Origin of the sequence: Fluviicola chungangensis, from assembly GCF_007558725.1 — a bacterium.
Classification (GTDB): domain Bacteria; phylum Bacteroidota; class Bacteroidia; order Flavobacteriales_D; family Crocinitomicaceae; genus Fluviicola; species Fluviicola chungangensis.
The window spans coordinates 175,733-188,214 of the sequence record NZ_VLPL01000001.1; the positions used below are offsets into that span (position 1 = coordinate 175,733).

The following is a 12,482-nucleotide window of genomic DNA, read 5'->3' on the forward strand; positions in this document are numbered from 1 at the left end:
TTATTTCACTCCTTCAAAAACGCCCAGTCCAAACAGTGCAAAGTCATACTTGCACGGATCTTCCGGATCGAGCTGTACGAGTTGTTCCTGGATCTCAGTAACACTTTTCCAGTCGTTTTGTGTGCGGGTAAGTATTCCCAGTTTGCGGGCAACATTCCCGGTGTGTACGTCCAACGGAAGATGTAGTTCGGACATAGGGATGGAATTCCAGATCCCGAAATCCACTCCGGATTCATCTTTGCGGACCATCCAACGCAAAAACATGTTGATCCGTTTGGCAGAAGATCCTTTTAACGGATTGGCAAGGTGTTTTTGGGTTCTGTCGGGAAAAGGTTCCTGAGTAAAGGTGTTCCGGAATGAAATAATACGTCCTTGTATACCCGGAATTTCGGTATGTGGTGCAAATGCAGCTTCCAAGCCACCCTGCCGGTAAATCCGTTGAAGCGAAACAAAAAACGCATTCAGGTCATCGTGATTGAAGGTTCTGTGGACAAATGAATGCCTTTGCTCTTCGTAATCCATAACGTACTCGTAAGGCCGAAAATTCATGATTTCAAGCAAACGTTGTCCGCTTTTTATGATTGCCGTGCGATTTCCCCAGGCAAGCGTTGAGATCAGGAAAGCACTGATTTCGATGTCTTCCTTGCGGGTAAATTGTTTCGGAATCCGGATCGGATCTGACTGAATAAAATCGGGCCGGTTGTACAACTCCACTTTTTCATTCAGAAAGTCTTTCAGTTCGGTTTGGGAAAAGGAAGTATTCATTTCAGTGATCCGTCGGCCATTACAATGGTTCTGTCGGCCATTTCTGCCAACAGGTTATTGTGTGTAACAATCACAAACGTCTGACCGAATTCTGCCCGCAAATCGAAAAACAACTGGTGTAATTCCGCTGCATTCTTGGAATCCAGGTTTCCGGACGGTTCATCAGCAAAAATAATGTCCGGTTCGTTCATCAATGCCCGGGCAACGGCTACACGTTGTTGTTCTCCGCCTGAAAGGGCAGCTGGCTGATGGTTTTCGCGTTGACCAAGTCCTAGTTTGTCGAGTAAGTGCTTTGCACGCACCTTGGATTCATGCATTCCTTTTCCACCGATCAGCGCCGGCATCAGGACATTTTCCAAAGCGGTAAATTCTGGCAGTAACTGGTGGAACTGAAAAATGAATCCGATCTTCTGATTCCGGAATTCAGCGAGGCCTTTTGAATTCAGCGAAAACGGGTTGATCCCGTTCAGGGTTAAACTCCCTGAATCGGGTTTGTCCAAAGTCCCCAATATTTGAAGCAAAGTCGTCTTTCCGGCCCCGGAAGAACCCACGATCGAAACGATTTCTCCGGATTGGATTTCCAGGTCAATACCTTTCAAAACATCTAACTGGCCGTACCTTTTTCGAATTCCCTTTGCAACGAGCATTACTTATCCAGTTTTAGAGAATGTCCCATTTTGGTAACCTTGGTCTGTAAATAGCTTTCATTGTGAGAATTGCGGCCTACTTCGATGGCAACGTTTTCCACAATTTCCAGCCCGTAACCGATCAATCCGGTGCGTTTTTTCGGATTGTTCGACATCAAACGGATCTTGGAAATGCCTAAATCGTGCAAAATTTGTGCTCCGATCCCGTATTCGCGCTCATCGGATTTGAACCCCAGTTTCAGGTTTGCCTCTACGGTATCGTATCCTTCTTCCTGTAATTTATAGGCTTTCAATTTGTTCAACAGCCCGATTCCGCGTCCTTCCTGGTTCAGGTAAACGACTACTCCTTTGCCTTCTGCTTCGATCATTTTCATGGAGTGATGCAATTGAGGTCCGCAGTCGCAACGGCAAGAACCAAAAATATCGCCGGTCAAACAGGAAGAGTGCATACGCACCAATACCGGTTCGTTCGGTTCCCAGGTTCCTTTCACCAGGGCTAAATGTTCTTGTCCGTTGGATTTCACAGAGAATGCAACCAATTTGAAATCACCGTACTCAGTGGGCATTTCCACCTCAACTTCGCGGGAGATCAACGATTCGTGCTTCATGCGGTAAGCAATCAGATCGGCGATGGAGATCAGTTTTAAATCAAACTTCTTTGCAATTTTGAATAATTCGGGCAAGCGCGACATGGATCCGTCTTCATTTAAGATCTCGACTAAAATTCCTGCCGGTTTGAAACCTGCCAAACGAGCCAGATCAACAGCAGCTTCTGTGTGACCGGTACGCTGTAATACACCACCTTTCTTTGCCCGCAGAGGGAAAATATGTCCCGGACGACCCAAATCTTCCGGTTTGGTATCTTCTGAAACCAGTGCTTTGATTGTCTTGGCACGGTCAAAAACAGAAATCCCGGTGGTACATCCATGACCGATCAAGTCAACGGAAACCGTGAATTGGGTTTCGTGTAAGACGGTGTTATTTGTAACCATGAGGTCTAATTCCAATTCGTTACATCTGGATTCGGTTAAGGGAGTACAGATCAATCCTCTTCCGTGTGTGGCCATGAAATTGATCATTTCAGGAGTAACCATTTCAGCTGCTGCAATAAAATCTCCTTCGTTTTCGCGGTCTTCGTCATCAACAACTATAATAACTTTCCCGGCTTTTATATCTTCAATCGCTTCTTCGATTGTATTTAACTTTCCTGACATACTGTTTAATAAAGTACCGCAAATTTACTTCGAATTCTGCAATAGCGAGCTACTATTTAACTTTTTTAAATGTAAAGAAGATACCGTTCGGATCGTTTTTCACATTTTCAATCCAAACCGACATTTTATTGGCAACCGGCCGGACGTAATTGATCCGTTTGGGGAAGGAGTTTTGGTTATTTACAAATGTTAATGTGTCGGCTTCCCGGTAGTTTTTACAGGTGAAAACAAGCGTGTCTTTTTCTATGACTATCTGGTAATACAAACGGTTGTTCTTTTCAAAGATCCGGAGGAATTCCTTCTGGAATTTATTTTCGTAATGCATGTAGTTTTCCCCGGAAATGCACTTGTTACCGGGTTTCCAGTTTTCATGAATGGTTTCATTATTCAAGGAGGTGATCCAGTTTCCCTGGATCCATTCGGGAAGATTGTTCCGCTCGGAACAGGATTGAAGCAAAAAGAAAGTCAGAGCAAGGGCTTTTGCAAGAGTTGTAATAGCTTTAAAGTCTGTTTTTCCCATGAATAGAGTCGTTCAATGTAGTGTTTGCCTTGCGTTGCGATCAAACTAAATTTACCTTCTATAACTAAACCCTGTGTTATTTTTTCGACAAAGGTATCGATATCTTCTGCCAATAAGATATTTTCGCCGTCAACACCACCCAACGCATTGTTAGACAGCGAGGTAGTGATGCATGGGAGACCACTTGCCATGGCTTCCAATAATTTGTTTTGAAGCCCTGTTCCAATGAAAAGTGGTGCTACAAAAATGCGGGAACGCTGGTAGCTGACGCGGATATCATCCACCCAGCCGGTAACGGTAACAAACCCGGATTGCAATTCCAGTACCCGTTTCGAGGGGCTCGCTCCTGAAAGAAGCAATCTGCATGGAATTCCGTTTTGATGAAGTCGCGGTAATATCTCTTCTGCCAGGCAAACCGCCGCTTCGATATTCGGGGCGTACGAAAAATTTCCCGTGAAAACCAGGTCGTAATCCTTGTGGATGGGTAAGGTCTCGAAGAACGAGTTGTCAATCCCGTTGGGAACAATCACAATCCGTTGGTTTTCAGGATGCTGGATCAGTTTCCTGTCTTGTTCCGAAATAATTGTTTTGTGTTCGAAATAATCGAAAATGCGACGCTCGTATGCTTTTAACCGTTTGCTTTCCAGTCGGTAAAACCACTTTTTGTACCAGGGTTCCGTTTGGATCCTTCGTTCCATTCCCTTGGAAAGTGCGTCCATGTAATCCAGTGTTTTGGGGATTAGATGCTCATTCTTAACGTATTCTGAAACGCGGATCAATTGGCAATAAATGTGTGCCGGTTTGGATTGGGCAATGATTTCCTGCACCCGCCGATGAATGGATTTGCGGTAGAAATAATGTACCTGCAAGGGTTTGGACCCAAGCATGGCTTTAAAAAGCTGGAGTAACAATCCCCATTTCGTTAGTTGAAAAATGTGAATCCGGGTACAAAACTGACTAACGATTTGCTTGTGTTCCTCAGAAACCGGAATATCTGTCGTGCAAATCAGCGTGACATTGAATTGCCTGGAAAGTTCTTTGAGGTGGTAAAAAGCCCTCAATTTATCGCCTTTTTCCAAAGGATAAGGAAAACGGGAAACGATAAAAAGGATGTGTTCTTTAGACTCCAAGTGTGTGTTTCATTAATGCAATACAAGTGTCAAAACTATGAACTTTTGAGATATAATCGCGTGATTTGTTTCCGGCTTCCTGTCGTAACCGGTCGTTTTCGTGAAATTCCAGGATCAATTTGACAAATGTATCCGCTGAGTCGGCAATTTGGATTCCCGATTGGGATACGTCGATCCCGGCTGCTCCCAATTTAGTTGTAATACACGGGATTCCCAGGGCCATGGCTTCCAGCAGTTTGATCCGGATTCCGCTTCCGGACAGGATAGGAGTGACCAGTGTTCCGGATTGGGCCATGAATGCATTGCTGTCTTTTACCCATCCGACCACTTCAATGGAGTCGGTGCCGAGAAAACGAAAATGTTCACTTTTGGAACCGGCAATTTTTAAAGGTAACCCGGATATTTTCGGATTGCTCCAGATGGTTTTTACCAAATAATTCACCGCTTCCTGGTTTGGTTTCCAATCCATGGAGCCCAGGTGAAAGAACCCTTTATTGGAATAATCTACCTGGATTTCAGGACTTAAGGATACAGAAACCGGAAGCAGCACGGTATTTTTTTGCCGGGTATGTTTAGCAATCCATTCCTGATCTTCGTTGGAAATAGCCCAGACAGTGCTTGCTTTATTCAGGATTTCCGTTTCCTCCCGGCGCAGGGTTTTTTCCAGGTTTCGCAAATAGAATCGCTTCAATACGGCTGTTTCAAGGCTTGCTTGCAACTTCCAGATCTCCGACTCAATATTGTGAGAACGAATGATCACGGGAGCTAATTTCGTGAAATCGAACTGGCTCAATTGAGCGGCAGCAAATAAACTGTCGCAGACAATGTAATCGTATTGCTCCCGGAGTTTCGTTTCCAGTTCACGGTATAATTTACCCGATTTGAAGCGGGAAAGGTTGTAGTTTTTGCGGCGAAGAAAGTTCACCAGGGCACCGGTCGCTTTGATTTCCGTATTGATCGGAACAACCGTTTGGGACTCCAGGTATTGACTTAAGACGCGTTCGGATTCTTTGGTATATGGATGCTTGTGTGTTGCGAAAATGATTCCGTCTACTGTTGCAATTTGGCTCAGTCCTTTCAGACATTCCATCATGGCGAAGCAACCTCCGTCGATAACCGGAGCAGGAGACTTGGGGGCAATGTAGAGGATTCTCATCGTCTTCTGCCAAAAGTTAGCAGGTAACGCCAGAGTTTCCGGTCGAAAACTCCCAGATCATTGGCCGCAGCGACCATCAGGATACATGCGATCGGGATTAACACTGCCGTAGGAAGCCACATTCCCCAAAAAGGAGAAAGCACACCCGACATGGCCAGATTCTGCCCGATACTGAACAGTACGAAGTATACCATGAACAATAACGCTGCAATAACCACCGGAGCACCGAAACCACCTTTGCGTACAATTGCTCCGAGCGGTGCACCTACAAAGAACAGGACGATAATTGCCCCAGAAAGCGCAAATTTCCGATGGAACTCGATTTGGAATTGACCGTAATTCGTTCGGAAAGCATCCACAAATTGTGCTTGTTCTTCGGCACTTATTTTCATACTTCGCGCGCTGACAATGGCTGCATTCACAGCAGCGATGCGTTCCTGTTTGGTTAACGAAGACAAGGTGATCACCTTCGAAGGAATGCTTTGTAATTGCTGGATTTCTTCAGCTTCCTTTAATTTCTTTGCCGGACCGGTTTTCGGCAATTTGGCAAAACTCAGGGATTGATTGAATGGCCGGCTGTTCAGGTTCGTTTTTCCGAAATCAGACAATATTTTGTTTTGTTTTCGCTGCAAGGAGTCTTTTGCTTCGTTGATCTGGAACACATTGAGCATTTCGTAGTCGTTCTTAAAGAGTTCCTCGTCCGATTTGTTCAGGTCAAATCCCACCAATTCCATTTTGTAGGTTGCAGCTTTAAACTGGGTGGTCCTGCTGGGCCTGAAATCGCCGGAATGGAACGGTTGTCCCTGGTTGGTAAAAACCGGTGCCTGGGCCTGCAATTCTTCGTGTACGATCCCGTTCGACAAATGGAATAAGAGGTATTTTCCGTCAGCTCCCTTGTATACGGTACCCGAATCGGATTTAACCGTTTTCAGTACGTTCGGATTCGTGTAATCGTGAATGGTAATGCCGTAAAAGGTGTTATTTTTCCCGGATTTCACTTTGATGGCGTACCCATCGATTTCCTTGGAGTAGGAGCCGGGTGTCAATAACATGCCGACCTTTGTTTCCTGGATATCAAAAATAATAGTGTGCCACTTCAGGTTTGCTACCGGGATGACGTAATTCGAAAAGAAAAAAGTCGCAATTGCAATCAGGATAACGGTTTGCGTTAAAGGTCTCAGGATTCTGAAAAGAGATAATCCGGAAGATTTCAAGGCAGTCAGCTCATTGTTTTCAGCCAGGTTTCCCAGGGTCATGATGGAACTGAGGAGAATAGCCAGCGGAAGAGCGAGCGGGATCAGTCCGGCGGAAACGTAAAACATCAATTCGATGATTACACCGACACTCAATCCTTTTCCCATCAAATCATCAATGTAGACCCAGGTAAATTGCATAATCAGCATCACCATCGAGATGAAGAAGGTCACGACAAAGGGACCGGCGAAGGATTTTATGCTAAAAACAGTGAGTCTTTTCAAAGTGTAAACAGTTTGTTAGCGGACCAATGGGCCTTTAAATCTTCTGGACACGTTTGGTAATCGTTTGTCCTTTCAGTGTAGTCATCCGGACCAGGTACATTCCTTGTTCAAAACGCTCCATTGAAACCGGATTCGCCTTTTCCTGGGAATAAATCAGGTTTCCGGCGGTATTGTAAATGGCGATGTTTTTGAGGTTTTCAGTAGAAAAATGAAGCATGCTGCTGGTCGGATTCGGATAAATGGTCACCTCCGGCTGCAGGGATTGCTCATCCAACGCCAGCGGATCATCTTTGCGTATATTCACACTGTCGACGAATAAATTAAATCCACCCTGAGTTTCCAAAACAAATGCAATGTGAATTGTTTCGTTATTTGTATATCCGGCTTCGCTTAAATTCACTTCATGTTGCGTCCAGTCTTCCCATTCGAATTCAACACGCAAGAGGGTATCTGTAAAACTGGAAATTTGCGTATCTGTAGCAGAGATCAATACCTGGTACGTATCCGGATAACTCGGATCGAAGGATTTGGCGTTCCATTTCAGGTAATTCCCGAAGGTTCCGATAGTGACAGGAGGGGAGATTAACCAGCGATTTGCTTTTTGTGCAACCGTGAAATAGGAAGTTGCCGCAGCTACCGTGTCCGATGTATTATTCGGATCTGCCATACTGATCCATGCCCCGGGAACCTGAAAGGGTATTTCCACTTCCGTGTACGAATCATTTTTGACCGTTGTCCAGCTTGCAGGAATTCCCTGTTGGAAATCCTCGTCCAGGACGGTTGTTTGAGCTTGGGCAGAAAGCGTTGAAATGAAAACGCTTGAAAGAAGGGCGATTTGTTTTAACATAAGACAAAAATACAAAGACTTTGGCTACATTGCCAGATTTATCAAGATATCCTTAAATTCCTGGTAAAAGGCGTCAAAATGAATGAAACGATCGGCTAAAAAGTTTATTATTTCGGGATGATCTTCGGGGTTGTAAAAGTTCAGGTCGGAACGTTCCCAGAGAATGCGGTTAAATACCGGAACGGCAGAAGTAGAAGCGTTTTCGATCCAAATACCATCGGTCCCCATTTCGCTTTCCAGAACATTTTTCAATTCATGCAATTGTTCCCAAAGGATCTGGCGAACACCCGCATCTTTTCCCTGGATATCAAAGGTTAGGCGTGCACCCGAGTCATCTGCATCCACACGGATATAAATGTCTTTTACTTCGGATGGATATGCCAACCAGTTCATTCTGCGTCCGTTGGAAGAACGTTTTTTTTGCATGTGGACCTTAAACCGGTTCCAGAAATCAATTTTCAATTGCTTTTTTTCTTCCTTGGAATACATGTGTTGGAAATTGTAGTGCAAATATACAGTTGTAATCGGGGAATGAAAATGCCGTGTTTTTGATTTAACAACTTGTAACGATTGCAGGAATAGATAGCAATTTGACTTTAAATGTAGAAAATTCAAAAGGGAAAGGGGTATTTTTACCGTTCTTTTTTCCTTGAAAACCAATCCTGGTAAAGGTCGCTCGTAATATTACGAAATCGCGATTTCTTTATTTCCGGACACAATAATATCGTAATATAACGAATTAATAAATTGCCAAAAAAACCGCAAAGAACCAAAGAGTACAGCGCGAGAATATGAAAAAAGCACTGTATACTCCGCGTCTTTGCGGTTGAACCGGGCGAGAAGATTATGAGAAAACCCGCCCGAAAAGTTTATTCTTTATTCAAAAAGTAACTTGTATGTACCGACTTTCCCGTCCGGGGTCTGTACTTTCAAAATCGCCACTCCTTTGTAAGCTGAAACCAGGGTAATATCTGAAATTCCTTCTGAAACGCTGTTTTCATAGAGAACCTTTCCATCCAATGAAATCAATTGGATCGAAGCGGATTCGTTGCTGTTTACCAGGAAATGACCGTTTGAAACCGGATTCGGATATGCCGAAAAGGCTTGTTCTTCCGAAAATTTGCCTACAGCCAGGTTGCTGTCCGTTCCGAAAGTTAGCTTCAGAATGTAAATACTTTCTTTTGTGGCTCCGGCAATCGGGTTGCGATACCCGGTCAGGATAATGTCCAGATTGCTTGTAAGGTCTATATCCATGAAATTTGCCAGTTTCCCGTTCCAGCCTGATGAACCGACCATTCCGTGGTCAAAGATCAGGTAGCCGTTTCCATTGAATGCATTGTTCAATTGACCTTGTGCATTCATGCTGACAATCAATCCTTTATTTTGATAGTTTCCACTGACATAATCCGAAGTAAAACCGCAAATCAGGAATTCATTCGGGCCTTTTTCGATGATCTTACTAAAGAAAGTGGCACTGTCCTGCGCGAAATCAAAATTGACGAATCCGTTGGGAATACTGTTATCCAGAGCACCTGTTGTATTGACAAAAGCCACAAATCCTTTGTTTAACCGGCCGTATCCGCTGGAATAATAATTGTTTACGGGCATATTGTAACCTGCAACCAGCAATTTTCCGGTGGTTGAATATAGAATGGAAGCCGCTTCATCTGTGTTATCCGTGCCAAAACTAAAGAATCCGTTAGTGCCGAAATTCAGGTCCGGTGTTCCGTTTGGGTCCAGTTTAAAAAGAGTATTGTCAGTGTAATTGGCAGAATCATACGCGTAAGTGGTTGAATTCCAGGAATCGATTCTCAATAGTCCGTAAGTTTCGCCATTGGGGCCGATTGCCATGTCCACAAAACGGGATCTCGGGACGTTCGTCAAGGAAAAAACACCGTTTGTTCCGTAGGTATTGTCGGGGAAACCATCTGTATTCAGGCGAACGATTGCCGGTTTTCCGCCGGGACCTATTCCTCCGACCATGAATTTTCCGTTGGGAAGAATGTGCAGGCTTTTGGGGATCGAATAAGTCCCGGTTGTCCCGAATACGTGATTGGTCAACAGGTGCCCGTTTACTCCAAAGGTAGAATCCAGGCTGCCGTTGGTTTTCAAACGCATCATAATGAATTGTTTGGCCCCGCAAACGCCGTTGATACAATATTTGGATTCACCGATAAAGACAATTTTGCCGTCCGACTGGATTTTCACGTCGTAACCGCGGCTGTCTTGTCCGCAATAAATTTCCGCAGCACCATTCGTACCGAAAGCCGGATCAGGCATTCCGTTTGACAAATAGCGGTAAACATGCATCATCAGATCGGATGTATTCGGATCTCTTCTTAATACGGTTACAATTTTTCCATCCGCCTGGATGGCCGACGCCATTCCTCCTCCCAGGTTTCCTTCACTGTTGGAGTTGGGACCGAGATAGGGGAGGTAGCCGTTCGTGTTGAACGTGGAATCAAGGTGTTGTGCTGAAGCGTTCATCGCGAAAATAGACGAACAACCCAGCAATGCAAGTAAAATCTTCTTCATAATCGGTATTTAGTAATTGGGTTTAAAGGAAAGACTCTGTTTGGAGTGAAAAAGTTCGGTGGAAAAACCCGTTTTTTTGATTGATTTGTCAATGAAAATGGCGGTTTTAAGAGTTAATGATCTGGCATTGAAACGGATTGTCAGCATGAATTTAATTGGAAAAAATGTAAAAAAGATGCGACTTGATACAAAAGCGGCGATGGTGTTGAAAGAAAAGGGTCAACAGTTATCCTATTTAACATAATTGAAAGAAACACGTCCAATCATATCCGATTGATGCATGGAATTTGCTGCGGAATTCCAATTGATCGGAATTCGTTTTGAGCCTCCGGGAGTTTGATCCCGGTTCAATTCGCGTTTCTGTTAGGCGATTTTTCCGGATGAAAATCTGCAACCGGCCAATGCAATTGATTATAAGCATCAGGAAATTTTTATACACAGCAGGTTTAACGCAGCAAGGATGAAAAAAATAAACGCGTCAGAATTGATTATTTCGCAGAATGTCCCGTGCGGAAAATTCTACGCGATTCTCGTGAAGTAAATTTTCAGCAGTTCCAAAGGCAGAATTCAAAATTGGAGATTTAGTAAAATAACCAATTCAATGGTTTGGTTCTAAAGTGGAATAAATCGAATGAACGTCCGGATGCAATAGTTTAAGCGATTCTCCGGGGAAGATGGTTCCGGCAGTTGTTCGGATGAAAAGGGAAACGGCACAGGAGTAGAGCAGTCAACCAGTTTGGTATTCACGAGGGGTTGCACAATGAAGGTCAAATGGAACGGTTGTACTATTTAACATAATAGTAATTATAAGACACGAGAAGCATCGCTTCGAGAAAGCCAAAGCGTCAGCGCGGCTTGGTTGATTGCACGATTTTCCTCCGGAGGATTTGCCCTATAATTAGACGTTATATTAAATAGCCGCACGGCCAACACACATTGCAATAAAATTTTCTGCAATCCTGCGGAATTGCGAAGCACTCACAGACACCAATAAAAATCAATAAAACATTGTCTGTAATTTTTGCAGAAAGATTTTATAAGCAATTTTTCCTACGCACGCCACCCGCAGGGTTTTCCCATAAGGCTCCAACTTTTATTCTTTTCCAGGGAATTGAATTTATGGCGTTCTTTTTCGAGAGATTTCCACCTACCTCAGATTTATTGCCTTTGTGAGGCAATATCTTCGTCTTCGCTAGCAATGCTAGCTCTTTTCATTGCAAAAAAGTGAGCCAAGAAAAAGCGCTAGCTTTTGAAGACGAACAATGACAAACGTTAGTGCGAAAATTGTGAGGTAAGTCTAGGCCTGTACACGTAAAGCTTGAAAACTAGCACTGCATTCCACTGTTCGCACCCCAACTCACCACGCTGTTACCGAATTTTTCTGCTGAAAAATCCGACAGCTGAGCTCAAACAGGGGTTAAACAACGCTCCATTCCGTTTGTTTTCTACACTTTCCGCGTAAGGGCCGATTTTAGATCGGGGTTCTGGATTAAATTCCGCTTCCGACAAATACATTTTCGTTGTGCCATTTCAATAATGACTTGTCTGGTAGAAATCGTTTTGGTAATTGAATCGATTTTCCGTGATATGGTAAAAATAAACTTATGAAGGTTGAGTTTGAATTCATTAGTAGTTTATCTGATAATTTTACCTTGTAGTCAGGAGTTATTGTAATTAATCCTGTGTCAAAAGCTTTGTCATGCAACGAGTTTAAACATACCCCATTAGAGGGATTAACTCTGTTTCCAGTATCTTTTGACCAAGGTACAACGTGACTTGCAACTAACAGTTCCGGGAAGGTTATTCCAGTGATACAACATGACGAGTTATATGAGGATAATATGGCCTTTCTGAAAAAGTATTGATTGACTCTTGCTTTTATTAGAGTTTCCCTTTCCAACCCTTCATGCGGTATATTGTCCAGATTTATTCCGGAGGAAGCTTCAACAGATTGTCCTTTATATTTGGCAAGAATTTGCTCACTTTCCCATGCAAGTTCATTCCAATTGTCTTTAAATTCGTTCCAGACTTCCTCCTCTCCTTTTGCTCCCTGACTCAAACCCGAAACATTTCTTGCTTTCAAGTCTGGATCAAGCCTTGCAAAATTGGCTAGTTTCATAGCAATCGATCCGTTACTTCTCCCCATAATTTGAGCTAATTCCTTCACAGGTGGATAATTTGCATTAATCT

The 12,482-nt window shown here is 43.7% G+C and carries 12 protein-coding genes; 1 reads left to right on the forward strand and 11 read right to left on the reverse strand.

Annotated elements, in window-relative coordinates; genetic code table 11:
* The 10 genes from FO442_RS00835 to FO442_RS00880 form a co-directional block, all read right to left on the reverse strand.
* Entirely contained in the window at positions 1-765 is a 765-nt protein-coding gene (locus FO442_RS00835) for a TIGR02757 family protein (protein ID WP_144331239.1), read from the reverse strand.
* Complete coding sequence (locus FO442_RS00840) at positions 762-1,412, reverse strand: ABC transporter ATP-binding protein (RefSeq protein ID WP_144331240.1); 651 nt, start codon at positions 1,410-1,412, stop codon at positions 762-764. The genes FO442_RS00835 and FO442_RS00840 overlap by 4 nt, the downstream gene beginning before the upstream one ends.
* Positions 1,412-2,626, reverse strand: coding sequence for a bifunctional 3,4-dihydroxy-2-butanone-4-phosphate synthase/GTP cyclohydrolase II (locus FO442_RS00845; RefSeq protein WP_144331241.1), 1,215 nt, complete (start codon positions 2,624-2,626; stop codon positions 1,412-1,414). Before FO442_RS00845 ends, FO442_RS00840 begins: the two co-directional genes overlap by 1 nt.
* A gap of 52 nt (positions 2,627-2,678) precedes the next feature.
* Entirely contained in the window at positions 2,679-3,146 is a 468-nt protein-coding gene (locus FO442_RS00850; protein ID WP_144331242.1) for a DUF6265 family protein, read from the reverse strand.
* Complete coding sequence (locus FO442_RS00855) at positions 3,092-4,276, reverse strand: glycosyltransferase (RefSeq protein ID WP_144331243.1); 1,185 nt, start codon at positions 4,274-4,276, stop codon at positions 3,092-3,094. Before FO442_RS00855 ends, FO442_RS00850 begins: the two co-directional genes overlap by 55 nt.
* Entirely contained in the window at positions 4,266-5,432 is a 1,167-nt protein-coding gene (locus FO442_RS00860; RefSeq protein ID WP_144331244.1) for a glycosyltransferase, read from the reverse strand. Before FO442_RS00860 ends, FO442_RS00855 begins: the two co-directional genes overlap by 11 nt.
* Positions 5,429-6,910 (reverse strand): LptF/LptG family permease, encoded by a 1,482-nt coding sequence (locus FO442_RS00865; protein WP_144331245.1) that lies wholly within the window; start codon positions 6,908-6,910, stop codon positions 5,429-5,431. The genes FO442_RS00860 and FO442_RS00865 overlap by 4 nt, the downstream gene beginning before the upstream one ends.
* A gap of 34 nt (positions 6,911-6,944) precedes the next feature.
* Positions 6,945-7,757, reverse strand: coding sequence for a T9SS-dependent choice-of-anchor J family protein (locus tag FO442_RS00870; protein ID WP_144331246.1), 813 nt, complete (start codon positions 7,755-7,757; stop codon positions 6,945-6,947).
* A gap of 24 nt (positions 7,758-7,781) precedes the next feature.
* Positions 7,782-8,246, reverse strand: a complete 465-nt coding sequence (locus FO442_RS00875) for a DUF4268 domain-containing protein (RefSeq protein ID WP_144331247.1) — start codon at positions 8,244-8,246, stop codon at positions 7,782-7,784.
* 387 nt (positions 8,247-8,633) lie between these two features.
* Positions 8,634-10,292 carry a T9SS type A sorting domain-containing protein gene (locus FO442_RS00880; protein ID WP_144331248.1) on the reverse strand — a complete coding sequence of 553 codons (1,659 nt, stop codon included), beginning with the start codon at positions 10,290-10,292 and terminating at the stop codon, positions 8,634-8,636.
* A gap of 58 nt (positions 10,293-10,350) precedes the next feature.
* Here FO442_RS00880 and FO442_RS00885 point away from each other — a divergent pair, with 58 nt between their 5' ends.
* Entirely contained in the window at positions 10,351-10,536 is a 186-nt protein-coding gene (locus FO442_RS00885; protein ID WP_144331249.1) for a hypothetical protein, read from the forward strand.
* 1,245 nt (positions 10,537-11,781) lie between these two features.
* Here the strand turns inward: FO442_RS00885 and FO442_RS00890 are convergent.
* On the reverse strand, positions 11,782-12,459 hold the full coding sequence (locus FO442_RS00890) for an HNH endonuclease (RefSeq protein WP_246073797.1): 678 nt from the start codon (positions 12,457-12,459) through the stop codon (positions 11,782-11,784).
* Between the last annotated feature and the right edge of the window lie 23 nt (positions 12,460-12,482).

Excerpts from the sequence above, each read along its gene's own strand:
- FO442_RS00835 (WP_144331239.1), bottom strand. The coding sequence starts at position 765 with ATGAATACTTCCTTTTCCCAAACCGAACTGAAAGACTTTCTGAATGAA.
- FO442_RS00840 (WP_144331240.1), bottom strand. The coding sequence starts at position 1,412 with ATGCTCGTTGCAAAGGGAATTCGAAAAAGGTACGGCCAGTTAGATGTT.
- FO442_RS00845 (WP_144331241.1), bottom strand. The coding sequence starts at position 2,626 with ATGTCAGGAAAGTTAAATACAATCGAAGAAGCGATTGAAGATATAAAA.
- FO442_RS00850 (WP_144331242.1), bottom strand. The coding sequence starts at position 3,146 with ATGGGAAAAACAGACTTTAAAGCTATTACAACTCTTGCAAAAGCCCTT.
- FO442_RS00860 (WP_144331244.1), bottom strand. The coding sequence starts at position 5,432 with ATGAGAATCCTCTACATTGCCCCCAAGTCTCCTGCTCCGGTTATCGAC.
- FO442_RS00870 (WP_144331246.1), bottom strand. The coding sequence starts at position 7,757 with ATGTTAAAACAAATCGCCCTTCTTTCAAGCGTTTTCATTTCAACGCTT.
- FO442_RS00875 (WP_144331247.1), bottom strand. The coding sequence starts at position 8,246 with ATGTATTCCAAGGAAGAAAAAAAGCAATTGAAAATTGATTTCTGGAAC.
- FO442_RS00880 (WP_144331248.1), bottom strand. The coding sequence starts at position 10,292 with ATGAAGAAGATTTTACTTGCATTGCTGGGTTGTTCGTCTATTTTCGCG.